Annotated in this window: 17 protein-coding genes and 1 pseudogene; 13 read left to right on the forward strand and 5 right to left on the reverse strand. The window is 69.8% G+C overall.

Features of this window, described 5'->3' with window-relative positions; genetic code table 11:
* Positions 1–2 precede the first annotated feature (2 nt).
* Both LBW94_RS40195 and LBW94_RS44650 read right to left on the reverse strand, forming a co-directional pair.
* The gene (locus tag LBW94_RS40195) at positions 3–1,148 is read right to left on the reverse strand and encodes a lipase family protein (RefSeq protein ID WP_225060662.1); all 1,146 of its coding nucleotides are present in this window, start codon (positions 1,146–1,148) and stop codon (positions 3–5) included.
* Between the two features lie 305 nt (positions 1,149–1,453).
* The gene (locus LBW94_RS44650) at positions 1,454–1,759 is read right to left on the reverse strand and encodes a hypothetical protein (protein ID WP_416277054.1); all 306 of its coding nucleotides are present in this window, start codon (positions 1,757–1,759) and stop codon (positions 1,454–1,456) included.
* Between LBW94_RS44650 and LBW94_RS40200 the strand changes: the two genes are divergently transcribed.
* Positions 1,649–3,274, forward strand: a complete 1,626-nt coding sequence (locus LBW94_RS40200) for a hypothetical protein (protein ID WP_266273282.1) — start codon at positions 1,649–1,651, stop codon at positions 3,272–3,274. The genes LBW94_RS44650 and LBW94_RS40200 overlap by 111 nt on opposite strands.
* A gap of 222 nt (positions 3,275–3,496) precedes the next feature.
* Positions 3,497–4,948, forward strand: a complete 1,452-nt coding sequence (locus LBW94_RS40205; RefSeq protein WP_225060659.1) for an amidase — start codon at positions 3,497–3,499, stop codon at positions 4,946–4,948.
* A gap of 49 nt (positions 4,949–4,997) precedes the next feature.
* Here the strand turns inward: LBW94_RS40205 and LBW94_RS40210 are convergent, their stop codons facing one another.
* Positions 4,998–6,347, reverse strand: a complete 1,350-nt coding sequence (locus tag LBW94_RS40210; RefSeq protein WP_225060658.1) for an amidohydrolase family protein — start codon at positions 6,345–6,347, stop codon at positions 4,998–5,000.
* A gap of 137 nt (positions 6,348–6,484) precedes the next feature.
* On the opposite strand from LBW94_RS40210, the gene LBW94_RS40215 reads away from it, so the two are divergent.
* Positions 6,485–7,402 carry a LysR family transcriptional regulator gene (locus LBW94_RS40215; RefSeq protein ID WP_225060657.1) on the forward strand — a complete coding sequence of 306 codons (918 nt, stop codon included), beginning with the start codon at positions 6,485–6,487 and terminating at the stop codon, positions 7,400–7,402.
* A 200-nt stretch (positions 7,403–7,602) separates the two neighbouring features.
* Here the strand turns inward: LBW94_RS40215 and LBW94_RS40220 are convergent, their stop codons facing one another.
* Positions 7,603–8,040, reverse strand: coding sequence for a response regulator (locus tag LBW94_RS40220; RefSeq protein WP_225060656.1), 438 nt, complete (start codon positions 8,038–8,040; stop codon positions 7,603–7,605).
* Positions 8,041–8,274: 234 nt separating this feature from the next.
* Here LBW94_RS40220 and LBW94_RS40225 point away from each other — a divergent pair, with 234 nt between their 5' ends.
* The 7 genes from LBW94_RS40225 to LBW94_RS40260 all read left to right on the forward strand — a co-directional run bounded on the left by LBW94_RS40225 (position 8,275) and on the right by LBW94_RS40260 (position 15,226).
* Positions 8,275–9,111 carry a SigB/SigF/SigG family RNA polymerase sigma factor gene (locus tag LBW94_RS40225; protein ID WP_225060655.1) on the forward strand — a complete coding sequence of 279 codons (837 nt, stop codon included), beginning with the start codon at positions 8,275–8,277 and terminating at the stop codon, positions 9,109–9,111.
* Between the two features lie 179 nt (positions 9,112–9,290).
* Complete coding sequence (locus LBW94_RS40230; protein WP_225060654.1) at positions 9,291–9,968, forward strand: PAS and ANTAR domain-containing protein; 678 nt, start codon at positions 9,291–9,293, stop codon at positions 9,966–9,968.
* A 295-nt stretch (positions 9,969–10,263) separates the two neighbouring features.
* On the forward strand, positions 10,264–10,986 hold the full coding sequence (locus LBW94_RS40240) for a glycosyltransferase (protein WP_225060653.1): 723 nt from the start codon (positions 10,264–10,266) through the stop codon (positions 10,984–10,986).
* Positions 10,979–11,953 (forward strand): acyl-CoA dehydrogenase family protein, encoded by a 975-nt coding sequence (locus tag LBW94_RS40245; protein WP_225060652.1) that lies wholly within the window; start codon positions 10,979–10,981, stop codon positions 11,951–11,953. Before LBW94_RS40240 ends, LBW94_RS40245 begins: the two co-directional genes overlap by 8 nt.
* Positions 11,938–12,687, forward strand: a complete 750-nt coding sequence (locus LBW94_RS40250; protein WP_225060651.1) for a PIG-L deacetylase family protein — start codon at positions 11,938–11,940, stop codon at positions 12,685–12,687. Before LBW94_RS40245 ends, LBW94_RS40250 begins: the two co-directional genes overlap by 16 nt.
* An 11-nt stretch (positions 12,688–12,698) precedes the next feature.
* Complete coding sequence (locus tag LBW94_RS40255) at positions 12,699–13,316, forward strand: class I SAM-dependent DNA methyltransferase (protein WP_266273286.1); 618 nt, start codon at positions 12,699–12,701, stop codon at positions 13,314–13,316.
* 116 nt (positions 13,317–13,432) lie between these two features.
* A complete protein-coding gene (locus LBW94_RS40260; protein WP_225060649.1) occupies positions 13,433–15,226 on the forward strand; it encodes a thiamine pyrophosphate-requiring protein in 1,794 nt (597 codons plus the stop codon).
* A 132-nt stretch (positions 15,227–15,358) separates the two neighbouring features.
* On the opposite strand, the gene LBW94_RS40265 is transcribed toward LBW94_RS40260, so the two are convergent.
* A complete protein-coding gene (locus LBW94_RS40265; RefSeq protein WP_225060648.1) occupies positions 15,359–15,844 on the reverse strand; it encodes a GAF domain-containing protein in 486 nt (161 codons plus the stop codon).
* A gap of 503 nt (positions 15,845–16,347) precedes the next feature.
* On the opposite strand from LBW94_RS40265, the gene xylA reads away from it, so the two are divergent.
* The 3 genes and pseudogenes from xylA to LBW94_RS40280 all read left to right on the forward strand — a co-directional run bounded on the left by xylA (position 16,348) and on the right by LBW94_RS40280 (position 20,140).
* A complete protein-coding gene (gene xylA, locus LBW94_RS40270; protein WP_225060647.1) occupies positions 16,348–17,544 on the forward strand; it encodes a xylose isomerase in 1,197 nt (398 codons plus the stop codon).
* A 4-nt stretch (positions 17,545–17,548) separates the two neighbouring features.
* Positions 17,549–18,944, forward strand: a pseudogene (xylB, locus tag LBW94_RS40275) (xylulokinase).
* The gene (locus LBW94_RS40280; RefSeq protein ID WP_225060646.1) at positions 18,941–20,140 is read left to right on the forward strand and encodes an ROK family protein; all 1,200 of its coding nucleotides are present in this window, start codon (positions 18,941–18,943) and stop codon (positions 20,138–20,140) included. The pseudogene xylB and the gene LBW94_RS40280 overlap by 4 nt, the downstream one beginning before the upstream one ends.
* Positions 20,141–20,186: the final 46 nt, after the last annotated feature.

The following is a 20,186-nucleotide window of genomic DNA, read 5'->3' on the forward strand; positions in this document are numbered from 1 at the left end:
CGTCAGTGCGGGGTGGGGCATTCGTCCGGCGCGGGTTCGCCGCGCAACCGGCGGCCGAGCCAGTCGGTGGCCTCGGTGAATCCGGTCAGCATCGCGATGATGTGCTCGCCGGGGTCGGTGCGGAAGATCGCGGGGACGCCGCGCTCGCATTGCTGGCGGAACATCTGCTGGGCGGATTCGTAGGGGATCCAGATGTCGTGCGCGCCGTGGTAGATGAACAGGGGGTCGGCCGAGGTCTGGTCGGTCAGTTCGGTCTGCCGGTAGATCTCGTCTGCGATTCCGCTGTCGAGGGTGTGGTCGATATCCGCCGCGACCTCGACCGGAATTCCGACCGCGCCGAGCGGTCCGTCCGCCTCGCCGCAGATATCCTTCAGCGGTGAGGTGGCCAGCCATTGCGCGAAATGGTTCATGTAGTCGAGGATGTCCGGATGTTCACGCGCCATGGCCAGCGTGACCGCCAGCAGAATTCCGGAGGCGATATTGCCGTTGAGCCGATGGGCCACCGTGCTGTAATCGGTGACCAGTCCGCCCGCGGCCGTACCCACCAATGCCCCGGACAATTCCGGCGCGTATTCGTTCACCATCATCGCCGCCGCGTAGGCCGCAATGGCGCCACCGGAATATCCGGCGGTCGCATAACGGCTGTCGTGGAACTCGTCCGGCAGCGTCGACCGTACGGCCCGAATCGAATCCAGCACGACATGCCCGGCGACCTTGGGTTCGGCATAGGACATCCGCGGGCCCTCGTGATCGGGCAGCAGCACCGCGAATCCCTGGTCGAGCGCGGTCCAGATGGTCGGCAGGAACGTGTTGACCTCGGAGTCCGGCCGGCCGCGTGACATCGCGTAGCCCGGGGTGCATTTCACGCCGAGCGCGTTGATCGGCAGTGTGTTGACCTGCACCGGACGGCTCCCGGGCCCGGTCCACGCGGCCGCCGGGACGATCAGGGTGGCGGTGCCGAAGGAGGGTGCGCCCGCGGCCGAGGTCGACCGGAATTTCAGTAGCAGCGCCTGCCGGATCGGCGTCGTCATGAGCGTCGACACTCCCGCTGTCACATCACGCGAGTCGATGAGGTCACCGGGTGCGAGATCGGCGAGATTGCCGGGCCAGGCGTCGAACATCGGATCACCCGACGACGAGGGCAGCACCGCATGCCACAATGCGGACCGGTCGTCGCCGGTGGATTGCGACGGCGTAATCGGCGGCGCGGGGATCGTGTTGTCGATCCACGACTGTAATGGGGAAGGACCGGGATTCACCGGCGCCGGTGGCGCGCCCGGCGGACCTTCGTCCGCCAGCGCGGGCTGCCCACCCAACAACAAACAACCTGTTGACACCATGACAACAACTGCCAGCAGTGATCTCACAAACCATCCTCGTCTCGACGAACTCGCCACGAAGTATGCCCGGCGAACTATTCCGTCGCGCAGCCCGATTCGGGTTGTGCGGAAGATTACGGCCGATCGAGAGTAATGATTGTGATGCGTGCCAAGCGAATACATCGGTGTGTCGAAGTGGCGTATATGGGCGGGATGCGCCCGCTGTCGGCGAGCGCGTCACGTGAGGTGTCGCGCAGCAGGCCCGTGCCGATCGCGAAAGTGCCACAGAGCCAACGTACCTCGGGAGCACATGCACCGATGTCGCAGAGATGATGCAGATCCCCGCGCGGAACGAGCACGACATCACCGCGCCCCACCCGCTCGACGCGAGCGCCACCGTCGACCCGGAGCTCGACCGCACCGGTCTCGACGATGTGCAGACTGCCGGTACCGGCGAAACCGATCGAAAAGCGCTGCGGCGGACGATGAACCGTGACCTTCGGCAGCCCGGCCCCCGCCTCCTGGACCTCCACTTCACCGACTACGCGGCAGCCAGTGCCGCCGCCGCGGAAGCGGGCCCGTTGGTCGCCGCCACCCGCGAGCACGCCACCGGCGGCGTGCTGATCGCCTTCGCGGAGATCCTCGAAGACGCTCAGCGCCGACCCGGTCCGCGGCAGTCCCGAGCACGAGGCTGCCGCCGGAGCGGGCCGGGGAGAATCGTCCACCCTGTCGCTCGGCACACGACAAGCCGAGAATCACCACAGACAACCGAAGGGGAGACGATGAACACCGCCACCGAACAGGACCGAATACTACGAGCACCCCGAATCGCCCTGGACCGAGCCCGACAAGACCCGGAAACGTGGAAGGACCTCGCCTTCCACGCTGAACACGGCGCCGGGGACCGGATGACCGACCGGCACCGGGCCGCCCGCTTCGCCGTCCTGTGGGCCCTCCAATACGACCGCCGCCCGCAGGACCTCCCACTGCTGCGTTTTCTCCTGACGCAGCAGACGACGTACTACCGCGAGGCGGTCCGCATGGGCATGGCCCCCGACCTGACCCTGGCGGGATTCCTCCTCGCCGAGCACCGCCAGGCCGAAGACCTGTGGCTGCACTGGGACGCCAAGAACATCAGCTTCGACACCGCACTGGGTTACCACCTCTACCATCTCCTCACCGCCGGCATCGCCACGGCCACCGAGGAGGTCCGCGCCGGCTCCCACCCCGACCGGGACCGAATCCTGCACGACATCACCGCAACTCGCCACACCGACGCCGCCGTCGAGGAGTGGCTGACCGAACAACGCACACGATTCCCCGCCGACCCCGCGGACGAGGCGCTCGACGTCTGGGCCAACCACGCCGCCCGCCTCGGCGAACGCGAGGCCTCCCGCCATTTCATCCTCGAGTGGGCAGCCGGCCGCCCCCGCACCGACTCCACCCTGAACACCCTCCAGTACCACCTCGATCACCTCGGCTATCCGGCGGAAGCCGTGGCAGTCCAGCAGGAGAACGTCGCGATCCCCGACCCCTTCCCGGGCGCGAAGATCCACAAACTGTTCGCCCTCGCCCAACTACAGCGCCGAACCGACGATTTCCCCGGCGCCTGGCACTCCGTCCAGGAAATCCGCCGCGTCCTGTCCCCGAAAAAACACGGCATGGAAGAGGGCAAATGGCGGCATTTCGTCAAGGAATGCTTCCTCCTCGTCCCCATCGCCCCCCACCCCACCACCGCGAGCCAACTCCTCGCTGTGGCCGAACACGAGCTGCAAGGAATCCCGCGGCTCTGGATGGACGGAGTCCTCGACGCCGCATGCGCCGCCGCCGAACACCTCGGTGACCGGCAAGCCCTGGACCGCTACGGTGTGCTGCGGGAGGCCGCGGACCGCGAACGAGAAGCGGAAATCGGGCCGTTGCCGCGACGCTCCGCGGAGGAGCCCCCGGCCCCATAACTCGGCGCAACCGCAGGTGACCCGCCCCGGCGCTGCTGGACAGTGGCTGAAAATGGCCCCACCGCCCGCACATCGGCCTCGATCACGCCGGCGCGCAGCGGGGCAGGTGGTCTATCCCGTTGCGTAGAGCGGCATTTCATGTTTGCGCCAGCGGAGTCGGCCCGTGGATACGGTGAACTCGCGGGGGTCGTGCGGCTTCGGCGGGCCGCTAGAGTCGGATTCATGGAGTGGAGTTTTCGTTCGGCCGAAACGCTCACCCACGCCTTGCGTGCCGGCGAGGTGACCTCGGTGGAACTGACCGAGGAGGCGATCACCCGCATCGAGCGGGACGACACGGTGATCAACGCGATCTGCGTACCGGACTTCGACCGTGCGCGGGCCGCCGCGCGCGGTGCCGACGAGGCGCGCGCCCGCGGCGAGGATCGGCCGCTGCTCGGTATCCCGGTGACGGTCAAGGAGTCCTACAACGTCGCCGGGCTGCCCACGACGTGGGGCATGCCGGCGTATGCGAACCATGTGGCCGCTGCGGACGCCCTACAGGTGTCGCGGTTGAAGGACTCCGGCGCGGTGGTGCTCGGCAAGACCAATGTGCCGTACATGCTGCAAGATGCGCAGAGCTTCAACGAGATCTATGGCACCACCAACAACCCGTGGGATCACGGTCGCACCCCGGGCGGATCCTCGGGCGGATCGGCGGCGGCCCTGGCGTCCGGATTCGGCGCGCTGTCGATCGGCTCCGACATCGCCGGTTCACTGCGGATTCCTGCGCACTTCTGTGGTGTCTACGCGCACAAACCGACCGCCGGGCTGGCGGCGGGCCGCGGGATGGTCCCGCCGTTCGCGCCGCCGTTGCCTGCCGAACTGGATCTCGCCGTCGTCGGTCCGATGGCCCGTACCGCGCGCGACCTCACGCTGCTGCTCGACGTCATGGCCGGACCTGATCCGCTGACGCTCGGCCTGGCATACGGGTTGACGCTGCCACCCGCGCGCCACGAGCGGCTGCGCGATTTCCGGGTGCTGGTCCTCGACGAGCATCCGCTCGTTCCGATCGGGTCCGCCGTGCGGGCGGGCATGAACCGCGTGACCGATGCGCTGGTCGACGGCGGCGCCCGCATCGAACAGCACAGTCCGCTGCTGCCCGACGTGTCCGAAGCCGCGATGCTCTACATGCAGTTGCTGTTTTCGGGCTTCGCCGCACGCTTTCCCGCCGACCTGTACGAGCAGGCGCGAACGCGCGCCGCCGAATTGACCGCAGGCGACCGGAGTCTCGATGCGGCACGGCTACGCGGCACGGCGTTCAGCCACCGCGACTGGATCGCGGCGAACGACCATCGTGAGCGTCACCGGCACGGCTGGCGCCAGCTCTTCGCCGAGTTCGATGTCGTGGTGTGCCCGATCGCGTCGATTCCCGCGTTCCCCCACGACCACAACCCCGACCGCGGGGAACGGCGGATCGACATCGACGGCGTCGCCCACCCGTTCGGGGATCAGCTCGTCTGGTCCGGTCTGGCCACCATGCCCGGGCTGCCCGCCACCGCCATCCCTGCGGGCCGATCCCCCGAGGGGCTGCCGGTGGGCGTGCAGCTCATCGGTCCGATGTTCGAGGACCGCACCCCGCTGCGGCTGGCCGAACTCGTCGAGCAGGCGATCGGTGGCTTCGACGCACCGAAGTAGGGCGCCGACAGCGGCGAGCGGTGACGTTCCGGCTGGCCGGGTCAGGAGTTCACTCGTCGGCGCTGTCGGGGTCCCGCAACGGCCCGTGCGCTCCGCCGAGGTCGGGCCGGTTGAAGGCGTAGTTGCCGTCGATGCCCAGGTAGCGTCCGCGCAGGGTTGCCACGGCGTTGGCGACCTGGGCGTCGAACGCGTCGAGTTGCTCGGCTTCGGCAGCACTCGCGACGAAGGCGCGTCGGTCACAGGCTGTGCCCGCGCGCCATATCCGTTCGATCGCGCGTGTCTCGGTGATGTCGGTCAACGGGTCACCGGACACGAGGACCAGGTCCGCCCGCTGCCCGACCGCGATATGTCCGCGGTCGGGCAGGCCGAACACTCGTGCCGGTTCGGTGGTGGCGGCGGCCAGGGCTCGGGCCGGGCTGATACCGCACCGGACAAGCAGCTCCAGCTCCCGGTGCAGGCTTGCTCCGAACACAGTCCCCGGGTTCGGGGCGTCGGTGCCCGCCAGCAGCGTGACCCCCGCATCGGCCAGACGCCGCACGTTGTCCTCGGCCCGCGAGTAGGGCGGCATTTCCCGGCCGGGCCACCCGGGAGCGCCCGAGGTCAACCGGCGTGTCGAAGCGTCTCCGAGCATCTCGGCGAGCCGTGGGTCGCCGGCCACTGCTGCGCCACCCGCCGCACCGAGGGTGTTCTCGATGGTGACCAGCGTCGGGCCGACCGCGATTCCGGCCTCGGCTATGCGTTCGACCAGGGCCTGGTCCAGTTCGGTGCTCGCCGGGACGTGGGCCACCACGTCGACACCGGCGGATACGACCTCCTCGACGCCGGCCGTCGAGCTCACGTGCGCGACGACGACCAGGCCGCGGTCGTGCGCGGCGGTGACCAGTGCCTCGATCGTCTCGGAGTCCAGCCACGGCCACAGGCCGCCGGTGCCGGAGACGATCTTCAGATAGTCCGAGCCCGCCGCGATCCGGTCCGCGACGAACCGATCGGCCTGAGCGGCGTCGGTCACTGTCGGGAACGGCGCGTACATCATCGACGGGTGCCCGCCGGGCGCGGTGGCGCCGACACCCGAGGAGCGCACATCGGCCACGTCCGGACGAGATCGAGCCTGCTCCCTGGCCCCGGCCACCAGGTCGGGAGTGCTGAACATGTCCAGCACGGTGGTGACGCCGAAGATCAGCGACTGCGCCGGCGCGCCGGGAACGAGGTGCACGTGCGCGTCGATCAATCCGGGAAGTACGGTCCCGCCACGCGCGTCGATCACCTCGTCTCCTGCCCTGGCGGCCGAGGCCGCCGAGCACTCGGTGATCAGCCCGTCGGTGAACCGGACCGACGTCAGGTCCCGCGACCCCGTCCCGTCGAATACCTTCGCGTTCACGATCGTTGTCGCCGCGGCCACGAGTTCCTCCCTCTCCGAAATATTCACCGGTTCCGCCACCACGCCGACTGATGACGTCCTCTACTCCAGCCGGTCTCGCCGGGGCCGATCAACGACCGACCGGGCCGTGGAACAATCACCGAAAGGAATCGGCCGAGGTGAGAAGGGCAGTGGCGGTGGAGGTTCGGCAGCTGCGCTATTTCGTCACCGTCGCCGAGTGCGAGCACTTCGGCCGGGCCGCCGAGGTCCTGCACATCGTGCAACCCGCGGTGAGCAAGCAGGTCGCGCGGCTGGAACGCGAACTCGGACTGACCTTGTTCGACCGGTCCCACCGCCGGGCCCGGCTCACCCCGGACGGCCGGGCCTTCCTCGTCCACGCGCGGGACGCGCTGCGCGGCATCGACCGTGCCGCCGCCGCGGCCGTGGACATCGCCGCCGGAAACGTCGGTCTCCTGCGCATCGGCAGCAGCCTGGTATTCACCCCTCGTATCGAAGCCGCGCTGGCCGCCGTCCGGGACGCCCACCCCGGCGTCACCCTCCAGGTGACCAGTTCGGCCTCCACGACCGGTCAGCTCGCGGCCCTCGCCGCAGGCGACCTCGACGCGGCATTCGTGGCAGCGCCATCGCCGACCGCCGGCGTGCGGGTCCATCACCTCTGGGACGAGCCGCTACTGCTGGCCGTCCCCGCCGCATACGCGCACACCGCCGGCAACCTCGCCGCGCTCGCCGAACTCCCACTGGCCCGATCCGCCCACGCGGACAACCCCGATATCCACGACCTGATCACCGCCGCCTGCCGGGCCGCCGGGTTCACTCCCCGCGTGGGGCCGACGCTGACCCGAGCCCAAGACCTCCTCGCCGGACCCCTTGCCTCCGCACAGTGCTGGACCCTGTTGCCCGCCGGCCTCGTCACGCAGGACTTCGCCGCCGTCGCCTTCGTCGAGCCCGACCCACCCATCCGTGTACCCGCGGCACTCGCCCTCCCCGACCCCGCACCCCGCGCCGCCGCGCTGAGCCTGCTCACCGCCGCACAGACCGCAACAGCGAGCCGGCCAGCGCCGCCGCACACCGGTTGACGGCACCGTGTTGCGGTACGCGAGGTGAATGTGCCTGCTGCCGTGCTATTTTCGGGCTTGCTGCCGTTGGTGGTGGAGGACGCCGCCGATGAGGGTGACCGGGTCTCGGTGCGAACCATGATTCGCTACCACCGAAAGTGGGCCTGAGCCATCGGGCCGACACCCTCGCTGAGCGTGGAGACCCGGGAGGGCCGGCACGTTCAGCGGGCCGGCTGGGAGAGCTGGACGTAGAAGTCGTCGATCTGCTTGATGGTGGACAGGTAGCTGACCAGGTCGGAGGGTTTGGTGACGTACGCGTTGGCGTGACGCCGGTAGCTGCTGAGGATGTCGTCCTCCGACGACGAGGTGGTGAGCACGACCACCGGGATCGAGGACAGGGCCGGGTCTGTTTTGATCCGGTCGAGGACTTGGCGTCCGTCGTATTTCGGCAGGTTCAGATCGAGCAGGATCAACCCGGGCCGCGGCGCGTCGGTGTGCGCACCGTCGCGGTAGAGGAAGTCGAGTGCCTCCTGCCCGTCGCGGGCGACGAACAAGGTGTTGCCGACCCCGTTTTCCTCGAGGGCCTCGCGCACCATGAGTTCGTCGCCGGCGTCGTCCTCCACGAGCAGGATGTCGATCGGTTCACCGAGAACACGCACGAAACACTCCTAGCTGCAAGGTGACGGTTCTCAGTATCGCGCACCGCACCTCCGGCAGGCAGGGCGGGACCGCTCCCGGCTTCGGGCAGGCGATGCTGGGAACTCGTTCGGGGGTGCGGTTTTCGGGCGGCCGATGTTTGAACCTTGATCATGAAGGTATCCGCGGGTATCGGCGGCGTGCCCGTCGCAGGGTGCAATGGTGCGCCTTCCCTCTCCGTTTCGGAGGCTCCATCCATGACCGGTGCACTCGACAGTCCGACGATCACTACCGCGAACGCGTCCCGGCGTGGCCGTGATTCCTACGACGGGATCGAGCCACGGCTGGCGGAACTGGCGGCCCTGGATCCCGGGGACCCGCGGTGGGTGCGGTTGCGGGAGGAGATCGTCGTCTGCTGCCTGCCGTTGGCCGAGCACATCGCCCGCAAGTACTCCGGGCGCGGGGAACAGTACGACGATCTGTTGCAGGTGGCGCGCTGCGGATTGCTGGAGGCGGTGAAGCGGTTCGATCCGGCGTACGGTGCGACGTTCGTGTCGTTCGCGGTGCCGACGATCATGGGGGAGGTGCGGCGGCATTTCCGTGATCGGACCTGGGCCGTGCGGGTGCCGCGCCGGTTGAAGGAACTCCGCGTGCACCTGCATGCGGCGGGCCCGGTGCTGATGCAGCAGCTGGGGCGGACGCCGGCGGTGACGGAGCTGGCCGACCATCTTGGCCTGGACCGCGAGGAGGTCGTCCAGGTGATGATCGCGTCCAACGGTTACGACAGCGACACCCTGGACCCGAGCCCGGACAACGACGAGGGTCATGTCCCGTCCCCGCTGCGGCGGCTGGCGGCGGTGGATCCCTGCTACGCGCTGATCGAGGACGCGATGACGGTCCGGCCGCTGCTGGCCGGGTTGTCCGACCGTGATCGGAACATCTTGACCTGGCGGTACTTCGGGGGTGAATCCCAGGCCCGGATCGCTGCGCGCCTGGGTGTCTCGCAGATGCAGATCTCCCGCCACCTGACCCGCATCCTCACCACCTTGCGCGACCGGGCCGCCGACGATCAGTCGCTGCTCGAAACAGCCTGAACGACATCGGCTTCTCGGCCTCGGGCATGCTCTCGTCGGCCGAGACCGCCGGTGCCGCCGGGAAACAACGATCCCGGGCAAGGACTTCGGCTTCCCCGGCCCTGCGGCGCTGGGTCACCGTGGCCCGTCCTGCGCCGGTGATTCGTTAGTGAGCGGGGTGTCCGGGATACTCCGGGACTGTGTCTGATTCTTTCGATCCCGAATTGGATTATGTGCCCGAGTGGGTGCATGTATCGGCGGTACGGCCCACGGTGGGCGGGTTCCGGTTCTGGTTCACCAGCCAGCAGTGGGAGTGGTCGCCGGAGGTGTTCCGCATGCACGGCTACACCCCCGGGGAGATCGAGCCCACCACCGAACTGCTTCTGGCACACAAACATCCCGACGACCGTCATCACGTCGCCGAGGCGATCACCCGCTCGATCGATCAGGGTGAACCGTTCTCGAGCCGGCATCGCTTCCTCGACGCCGGCGGTGATGAGCACACCGTGATGGTGGTCGCCGACCGCCTTTTCGACGACACCGGACGCCCGGTGGGCACCAGCGGCTTCTATATCGACCTCACCGACGAACTCGCCACCGCCGAACGCGACACCCTCACCGCTCGCATGCCGGCGATGGTGGAGGCGCGCGCGGTGATCGAACAAGCCAAGGGCGTGTTGATGCACCTGTATCGCATCAACGCGGAACAGGCGTTCAAGGTGCTGGTGTGGCGATCGCAGGAGACCAACACGAAACTGCGCGACCTCGCCGCCCAGCTGATCGCCGAGCTCGACCGGATACCGCCGTCGCAGCCGTCGGCGGTATCCGCGTTCGACCATATCCTGCTCACCGTGCACGAACGCATCCCGCCCGCCTGAGCTCGGACCCGGAGATCAGGCCGGGTGGGCTGCTTTCTGAACCCACCCGGCGGTCGGCGGATAGCCACATTCGACGGGCTGAATCGCGGTGCGGCCGGCGCGGCGCGGGTCCTGGGTCGGCGAAGACCGCATGCGCGGCCGGGCCGACGCATTTCTCGTGCGCGGGGACCCCGCGCAATTGCGCGATCTCCGCGCTGACCCCCGCTGCGGGGAGCACGCCGCCGAGGCCGGGTTTCGGCAGCCACCCGGCGTGGCGCGGCTGTTTGACCTGGTTCAACGCGGGTAGCTGATGATCATGGTCGTCTCCGAAGTGGACAGCGACGGCGGCGTCCGGGTCGCCTCGATCGTGGTCGTGGTGCCCGTCCGCAACGAGCAGCGGCTGCTGGCCGGGTGCCTGAGCGCACTACGCGACAGTGCCGGGGAGGTGACGGTGCCGGTGCGGATCCAGCTGGTCCTCGACGCCTGCACGGATCGGTCGGCGCGGGTCGCCGACGCCACCGGCGCGGACGTGCTCCACATCGACGCGCGCAATGTCGGCGCCGCTCGCGCGGCCGGGTTCGCCGCCGCTGGGACCGGTTGCGGCTCGCGGACCTGGTTCGCCACCACCGATGCCGATTCCCGGGTCGATCGGTCCTGGCTGACGCGGCAATTGCGTTATGCGCGAACCGGAGTGGGCCTGGTCGTCGGTGCCGTCACGGTCTCGGACTGGGACGAACACCGTCCGGAGGTCCGTGACCGTTACGAGGACGGCTACCGTGCGCAGCGATCGACCGGTCACATCCACGGGGCGAGCCTCGGGTTCCGGGCCGACCTCTACTGGCGGGCAGGCGGATTCGCGCATCTGGCCACCGGGGAGGATGTGGATCTGGTGGACCGCATCCGGGTCGGCGGCGCGGCGGTGGCGTGGGCCGAGGATGTGGTGGCCGTAACCTCCGGACGCCGATTCGGCCGCGCGCCACAGGGTTTCGCGGCGCATCTGCGCGGCCTGCAACCGAGCTCGGAGACCGGCAATGGGTGACGGCGCCGTCGATGTACCCGGTAGGTTGCGGGAATTGTCGCAGACCGGACGGCTGGAATTGCCGCTGCCCGGTGGCGGGGAGACCCGGCGGCGTTTGCGGGCCCTGGCGGCGTTCGGCGCGGAGGACACCGTGCTGGGCCGGCTGGCCGAGGCGCACACCGACGCGGTCGCCATCCTGCACGAACTCGGCGGGCCCGCACCGGTTCCCGGTCAGCTGTGGGGAGTGTGGGCGGCCGAGCCACCGGAACCGGTGCTGCGGGCCCGTCCCACCTCGCCGGGATGGGTCCTCGAAGGCCGCAAACCGTGGTGCTCGGGTGCGCACCTGTGCACTCACGCCCTCGTCACCGCGCGGACCGGTACGGATCGGCGACTGTTCGCGGTACCACTGACACAGCCGGCGACCACCCCGGTGCCGGACAGCTGGCCCGCCGTCGGGATGCGGGACTCCGATTCCGGCGCCGTCGATTTCGACGCAGCGCCGGCGGAGCCCGTCGGTGCGCCGGGCGCCTACCTCGCCCGGCCCGGTTTCTGGCACGGCGCCGTCGGTGTCGCGGCGTGCTGGTACGGCAGTGCCTGCGCGGTCGCCCGGCCCCTGCGCGCGTACGCGGCGTCCGGCCGCGCCGACGAGCACGCGCTGGCCCACCTCGGCGCGATCGCGGCGGCATTGCAGTCCGCCCGGGACGAGTTGGTGCGCGCCGCGGTCGAGATCGACGACGACCCGGCCGGGGATGCGGCGGCCGCCCGGGTCCGGGCCCGCATCGTGCGGGCCGTGGTCGAGCAGGCCGTGACGACCACCCTGGACCGGGTCGGGCGAGCGCTCGGCGCGACCCCGTTGTGCACGGACGCGGCACACGCACGGCGCGTCGCCGACCTGACCGTCTACATCCGCCAGAGTCATGCCGAGGCCGATCTGGCCGACCTCGGCCGCGACCTCGCCACCACGGAGCCCGTGTGGCCGGACCTGTGATCGACGTGCACACCACCGGCCCGGCCGACTCGACATGGGCCGGGTGGCGGGAGCGCTGCCCGCCGTTACCGATTCGGCACTGGCGGCGGCTGATCGTGGTCGCGGCCCACCCCGACGACGAGATACTCGGCGCCGGTGGCCTGCTCGCCCTCGCGGCCGCGGCCGCGATGACGGTCACCATCGTTGTCGCCACCGACGGCGAGGCATCCCACCCCGGATCCGTCACCCACGACCCGGCCCGGCTGGCCCGGCTGCGGGCCGCGGAATCACGCCGGGCCGCCACCGAACTCGGTCTCGCCGCGCCGCTGCGGCTCGGGCTGCCCGACGGCCGGCTCGCCGAGTTCGAGCACCGGCTCACCGCGGACGTGCGCGGCCTGCTCGGCGAGCAGCGGACCCCCGGCCTGCGCTGCGTCGCGCCCTGGCGGCACGACGGACACCCCGACCACGAGGCCGCCGGCCGGGCCGCGGCGGCCGCCTGTGCGAGCATCGGCGCCCGGCTGCTGGAATACCCGGTGTGGATGTGGCAGTGGGCCGACCCGGACCACCCCCGAGTGCGGCGCACCGACCCCGCCGCGCTGTCCCTGACCGCCACCGCGCGCGCGGCGAAACACCGTGCCCTGCACTGCTTTCCCACTCAGACCGAGCCACTGTCCACCGACCCCGCCGACGCGCCGATCCTGCCCGGCCACATCCTGCGCCGGTTCACCGGCCCGACCGAGATCTATTTCCGATGACACCCGCCCGCATGCCCGACGAGTACTTCCGGGACCTCTACGCGCACGACAGTGATCCCTGGAAATTCGCCACCCGCTGGTACGAGGAACGCAAACGCGCACTCACCCTGGCCGCGCTGCCGCACCGCCGCTACCGCTGCGCGTTCGAACCCGGCTGCGGCATCGGCATACTCACCGGGGAACTGCTGACCCGCTGTGACCGCGTCATCGCCACCGACATCGCCGGCACCGCGCTGCGCACCGCCGCCGACCGGCTCACCGGGCAGCGGCAACCCGGCGGCGGCACAGTCGAATTGCGGCACTGGGGGCTCGGAGACGACTGGCCCGCCACCCATTTCGACCTCATCGTGCTCAGCGAGGTCTGCTATTACCTCGACGACGACGGCCTGCGCGCGGTTCTCGACGCCGCCGTCGCGCACCTCGACCCGGACGGCAGCCTGGTGTGCGTGCACTGGCGTCGCGAGGTCCCCGAATACCTGTCGACCGGCGACCGGGTGCACGCCCTCCTCGCCACGCACCCGGGACTGGCGGCGGTGGCACGCTTCCGCGACGACGACTTCCTCCTCGACGTCCACACCCCCGCGGGAGACGGGCGGCGCTCCGTGGCCGAGCGTGAGGGTCTGCTGTGAGCGCCTGGAGCTCGATTCGATCCGGTCCCGGTGGCGATGCGCGCACGACCTGATTCGGGCCGTGGCCGCCGGGTATCCGCCCGCCGACACGAGTGACGCCGCAGACAGGAGACGGTATGACGAAACAGGTCGGTGACTATGTGCTGGAGCGTTTGCGGGACTGGAATGTTCAGCAGGTGTTCGGCTATCCCGGTGACGGGATCAACGGCCTGATCGCGGCGTTCGGGCGCGCCACCGACGGGCCGGCGTTCGTGCAGGCCCGGCACGAGGAGATGGCGGCGTTCGAGGCCACCGGATACGCGAAGTTCAGTGGCGAGGTCGGGGTCTGTCTCGCGACGTCCGGGCCGGGGGCGATCCACCTGCTCAACGGACTGTACGACGCGAAACTCGACCATGTCCCGGTGGTCGCGATCGTCGGCCAGACCGCCCGCAGCGCGATGGGCGGCAGCTACCAGCAGGAGGTCGACCTGCAAGCCCTGTTCAAGGACGTGGCCAGTGACTATCTCGTCGAGGTCAACGTCGCCGGCCAGCTGCCCAACGCCCTCGACCGAGCGTTCCGCATCGCCCGCACCCGCCGCGCACCGACCGCGCTGATCATCCCGTCGGATCTACAGGAGGAGCCGTACCGGCCGCCGGAACACGCGTTCAAGCAGGTGCCGTCGAGCCCGCCGCAGGTCGCCCACCCCACCGTCGTCCCCGCGCCCGCCGAACTCGAACGCGCCGCCGCGGTGCTCAACGCCGGATCGAAAGTGGCGATCCTGATCGGCCAAGGCGCCCGCGACGCCGCCGATCTCGTGGTGGAGGTCGCCGACATCACCGGCGCAGGGGTCGCGAAAGCCCTGCTGGGCAAGGACGTCCTCGCCGACGACCTGTCATTCGTGACGGGCTCGATCGGATTGCTGGGTACCCGGCCCAGTTACGAGATGATGCGCGACTGTGACACGTTGCTGATGATCGGCTCCAGCTTCCCCTACACCCAGTTCCTGCCCGACCTCGATCAGGCCCGCGCCGTGCAGATCGACCTCGACGGCACCATGATCGGCATGCGCTACCCGGCCGAGGTCACCCTGATCGGCGACGCGAAAGCCACACTGACCGAACTGATCCCACTCCTGGAAGCGAAAGCCGACGGCGGCTGGCGCACCACGATCGAGAAGAACGTGACCCGCTGGTGGGACACGATCGAACGGCAGTCGATGCTGGATGCGGCGCCGGTCAACCCGATGCGGGTGGTGTGGGAACTGTCGCGCTGTGTTCCCGAGAATGCCATCGTCACAGCGGATTCCGGGTCGTCCACCAACTGGTACGCCCGCTGCCTGCGGTTCCGGGGCCGGATGCGCGGCTCCCTGTCGGGCACTCTGGCCACCATGGGACCGGCGGTGCCGTACGCGATCGGCGCGAAGTTCGCGCACCCGAACCGGCCCGTGGTCGCCCTCGTCGGCGACGGCGCCATGCAGATGAACGGGCTGGCCGAACTGCTGACCATCGCCCGCTACCGGGACCGCTGGAGCGATCCGCGCCTGGTGATCTGCGTCTTCCACAACAATGACCTCAACCAGGTCACCTGGGAACTGCGCGCGATGGGCGGCGCGCCGAAATTCGAAGACTCGCAATCACTTCCGGATACCTCCTACGCCGACGCCGCCCGCGTATTCGGCCTGTCGGCGATCACGGTCGACCATCCCGACCAACTCGCCGACGCCTGGGCAACCGCCTTCGCCGCCGACGGGCCGATACTGCTCGACGTGCACTGCGACCCCGAGGTCCCCCCGATCCCGCCGCACGCCACCTGGGACCAGCTCGAATCCACCGCCGAAGCCGTCCTCAAAGGCGACCCCGACGCCTGGCACCTCATCGCTCTGGGCGCGAAAACCAAAGCCCAGGAATTCATTTCGGCGATCCGCCACTGACGGGTGAGCATGACACCGCCGGAATGCCGGTGCTCGCCGGCCCCACGAGCCGCCGACGTTCGGCGGCATCGCCGCGGTCGAAGGCCGCAACCCACCGGGGTGGGGTCCAAGAAATCCTGATCCACCCGGAGTTCAGTGGTGCCCGGCGACCGGTGTGGTGCGGACGGCCGGGTGGTGGGTGGTGAGGGTGATCACGGCCCGGGGGTAGATCTCGCGTAACGCGGCGGCGAGAGCGGCGGTGAAGGTGTTCCGGTCACGGCCGTAGACGGTGAGGACGCCGGCGAGGTGCCCGTCGGGGTCGGTCAGCGGCTGGCAGTGCAAGGCGCCGACACCGCGGCCGGTCAGTTCATCGCGGCAGTCCGGCCAGCAGCGGGTGTGGTCGAGGTCGGTCACCATCACCGGCATCGCGTCGATGGCGGCGTCGCGAGCGGGACAGTGCGGGTGCATCCACTGGATCTGCTCGGTCAGCCGGGCCGCGGGTGTGCTGGCGGCCACGATATCGGCGACGACACCGTCGTGAGCGGACAGACCCACCAGTGGCGCGCCGGGCAGCGCCCGGAATCGCGCGGCCATCTCCGCCACGGCGGCGGCCGGATCGAGCAGGATATGACCGGACATGGTGAGTCACCTCGGGCTTCCATTCGGTATCCGCTGTCGACGGGGGAATACCGCCAACGGCATCGGCGGTAAACCCCACGGACCCAGACGAGGTGTCACCCGCCGAGACGCAACCCGCCGACAGCGTCAATCGGCGCTTTCGTGATTCTCCAGCCCGACCGCGGCCGACAGGTCACGGCGATCGTCGGTCAGCGGATCGTCGGCACTGCCGGAGGCCCGCATCAGATCGGCCGGCCCGTCGGCGATGGCGTTCAGCGTCCACGGTGACCGACGGAGGTGGCGAACCGATCGAAGATCGACGGATCACCGGCCTGTGACGGCAAGAGCGTGGGGCGAGAAGCATTGCCGGACATCAGAACTCCTACCGATCGGGACATGCGGGCGATACCCTGCCGTCCGCCGCGGAAACCGGAACGGCGCATGCCGGACCGGGCGATGGACCGCGGCCGGACGGTATTGCTCGGGGCCGGGTCCGCGGAGTAGCGTGACGCTCAATTAGTGCAATGACTGAACAAATTGGGGTCGTGATGGTGATGCCTACTCGTGCGGACAAGTTCTCGTTCGGGCTGTGGACGGTCGGGTGGCGGGCCCGTGATCCGTTCGGGGATCCGACCCGGCCCGAGCTGGATGTCGTGGAGGCGGTGCACCGGCTCGCGGAGCTGGGTGCGTACGGGATCACCTTCCACGACGACGACGTGTTTCCCTTCGACGCGCCGGAATCGGAACGTGGTCGCCGCATCGAGCGGCTGCGGAAGGCGTTGACCGAGGCGGAGCTCGAGGTGCCGATGGTGACGACCAACCTGTTCACCCATCCGGTGTTCAAGGACGGCGGTTTCACCAGCAACGATCGCTCGGTGCGGCGGTTCGCGCTGCGGAAGGTGCTGCGCAACGTCGAACTGGCGGCGGAGTTGGGGGCCCGGACCTACGTGTTGTGGGGCGGCCGGGAAGGCTCGGAGTACGACACCGCCAAGGATGTCCGCGCCGCGCTCGACCGGTACCAGGAGGCGCTGAATCTGTTGACGCAGTTCGTGATCGACCGCGGCTACGAGCTGCGCTTCGCGATCGAGCCGAAGCCCAACGAGCCCCGCGGTGACATTCTGCTGCCGACGGTCGGGCACGCGCTGGCGTTCATCGCCACACTGGAACATTCCGATCTGGTGGGGGTGAATCCGGAGGTGGGACACGAGCAGATGGCGGGGTTGAACTACGCGCACGGCATCGCGCAGGCCTTGTGGCAGGGCAAGCTGTTCCACCTCGACCTGAACGGGCAGCGCGGCATCAAATTCGATCAGGATCTGGTGTTCGGGCACGGCGATCTGATGAACGCGTTCGCGCTGGTGGACCTGCTGGAGAACGGCGGCCCCGGCGGTGGGCCCGCCTACGAGGGACCCCGCCATTTCGACTACAAACCCTCGCGCACCGAGGACATCACCGGAGTGTGGGACTCCGCGGCGGCGAATATGCGCACCTATCTGCTGCTGAAGCGGCGAGCGGCCGCATTCCGCGCGGATCCCGAAGTGCGGCAGGTGTTGTCGGATGCCGGGGTGCCCGCGCTGTCGACACCGACGCTGGATCCCGGCGAAGGGTACGAGGGCATCCTCACCGATTCGACCTTCGACGCGGACGCCGCCGCCACGCGGGGCTACGGTTTCGTACGGCTCAATCAATTGGCGCTGGAGCATCTGCTCGGCGCCCGCTGACGCCATGACATCGGTGATGGGGGTCGATTCGTCGACCCAATCGTGCAAGGTGGTCGTCCGGGACCTCCGGACCGGAGAGTTGGTGCGCTCCGGGCGGGCCGCTCATCCGCCGGGCACCGAGGTCCACCCGCGCCGGTGGTGGGAGGCGCTGCGGCGGGCGGTGGCCGATGCCGGCGGATGGGACGATATCGCCGCGGTGAGCGTGGCCGGGCAGCAACACGGCATGGTGTGTCTCGACGACACCGGCGAGGTCGTGCGAGATGCGCTGTTGTGGAACGATACTCGCTCCGCGAAGGCCGCGGCCGACCTGGTGGCCGAACTCGGCGCCGAGACCTGGGCACAGCGGCTGGGTCTGGTCCCCGTCGGATCGTTCACGATCTCGAAGTTGCGCTGGCTGGCCGAGCACGAGCCGGGCAACGCCACGCGCACGGCGGCGGTCTGCCTGCCGCACGACTGGCTCACCTGGCGGCTGCGCGGCAGTAGCGACCCGGCCGAACTGACCACCGATCGTTCGGATGCGTCCGGCACCGGATATTTCGACTCGTGCTCCGGCCGATACCGCACCGATCTGCTCGAACTCGCCTTCGGCCGCGCCGACGTGCTGTTGCCACGGGTGCTGGGACCCTCGGAATCGGTGCCGTCCCCGTCCGGACCGCGACTGGCAGCCGGAGCCGGCGACAACGCCGCCGCTCACCTCGGTCTCGACGCCGGCCCGGACGTCGTGGTGTCCCTGGGCACCTCCGGGGTGGTGGCCGCCACCGCGGACCGCCGGCCGGTGGATCCGTCCGGCGTGGTCGCCGGATTCGCGGGACGCTCGCAGCGGATACCTGCCGTTGGCGTGCACGCTCAACGCGGCCCGGGTACTGACGGCGACCGCCCGGATGCTCGGGGTCGACCTCGACCGGTTCAGCGAACTGGCGCTGTCGGCGCCGTCCGGTGCGGAAGGCGTGGTGGTGGTCCCGTACCTGGAGGGCGAGCGCACACCGAATCTGCCCGACGCCACCGGCGCCGTGCACGGGCTCACGCTGACCAATGCGACCCCGGCGAACATGGCCCGCGCCGCGGTCGAAGGAATGCTGTGCGGGCTGGCCGCGGGCCTGGACGCACTGGCCGGGCACGGCGTCCGGATCACCGGGTTACAGCTGATCGGCGGCGCGGCCGCCATGCCGGCGGTACACGCCATCGCGCCCACCATCTTCGGAGTCCCCGTTCGAATTCCGGCACCCGGGGAATATGTCGCCGACGGCGCGGCCCGGCAGGCCGCCTGGGCGCTGACCGGTGGCGAGTCGCCGCCACGATGGCCGTCGCACACCCGCCCCGGTCCGTCGGCGGAGGGACCGGCGATGCCGGCCGTGCGGCAACGGTACGCCGACGCCGCGCTACTGTATCTGCCGCGATGACGACTTCACCGGCACCGGTACATCTGCAGCAGATGCGGCGGGCCAATCTGCAATCTCTGCTGCTGTCCCTGATCGCCGCCCCCGGATCGCGCGCCGACCTCGCGCAGCGGACGGGGTTGACCAAGGCGACGGTGTCCAGCCTGGTCGAACCTCTGCTGCACCAACGGATCCTCGTCGAGACCGAGGCACAGGTGGCGGGCCGGGGACGGCCCTCGCGGCCGCTGCGTTTCCATCCGGACGCGCCGGTAGCGGCCGGCGCGGAGATCAACGTCTCCCACCTCGCTGTGACGGTCCGGTCACTGGACGGCCGGGTACACGCCTATCAGCGTGTGCAGGCCGACAACCGCCGCCGCGGTGCCGACGACATCGTCGCCGCCACCGCCGACCTGGTCCGGGCCACGGTGCCCGTGGATGCTCGACTGCTCGGCGTCGGACTCGCCGTGCCGGGCATCGTGCACGACGCGACGATCACGCGCGCCCCGAATGTGCCCGCTCTCGCCGGCGAACGCGCCGGCGATCACCTGGCGGCCCTGCTCGGGGTGACCGACGTGGCGGTGGACAACGAGGCGAACCTGGCCGCGTTCGCGCACCTGTGGCCACAGCGGATGGCGGGCCCGGATTTCGCGTATGTGTCCGGCGATGTCGGTGTCGGTTCCGGCCTGGTCCTGCGCGGCGAATTGTTCCGTGGCGCAACCGGTTTCGCGGGTGAGCTCGGTCACGTCGTCATCGACCGTGACGGCCGCCCGTGCAACTGCGGCGGTCGCGGATGCCTGGAACAGTACGCCGGGCTCGACACCATCCTCGGCGCCGCCGGGCGTCGAACGGTCGGTTCGCTGGTGCGAGCGCTGGCTCACGGCGACTCTCGCGCGCGCGGCGCCGTCGCGGACGCCGGCGCCGCGCTGGGAGTCGGCTTGTCGTCGCTGCTCAACATCGTCGATGTGTCCTCGGTGGTCCTCGGGGGCAGCTATGCGCTGCTCGCCGAGCATCTCGAACCACCGATCCGGGCCGAACTCGACACCCGCGTGCTGTCCGCACAGCACCGCGGGATCACCGTCGGCCCGTCGCCGGTAGGCCCGGATGCGGTCACCGGCGGCGCGGCCGGCCTGATCACCCACCTGGCCTGCATGGAACCCCAACGCCTCGAGCACTTCATCGACGAGCAGGCCGTCCCGGACGCGGCCCGCTCGGCCGGATAGCGCCGCCGTGATCAACGATGCGGCGTCGAACTGTCGGCAGCTCCGA

It is taken from the genome of Nocardia sp. alder85J (assembly GCF_020176955.2).
Lineage (GTDB): Bacteria > Actinomycetota > Actinomycetes > Mycobacteriales > Mycobacteriaceae > Nocardia.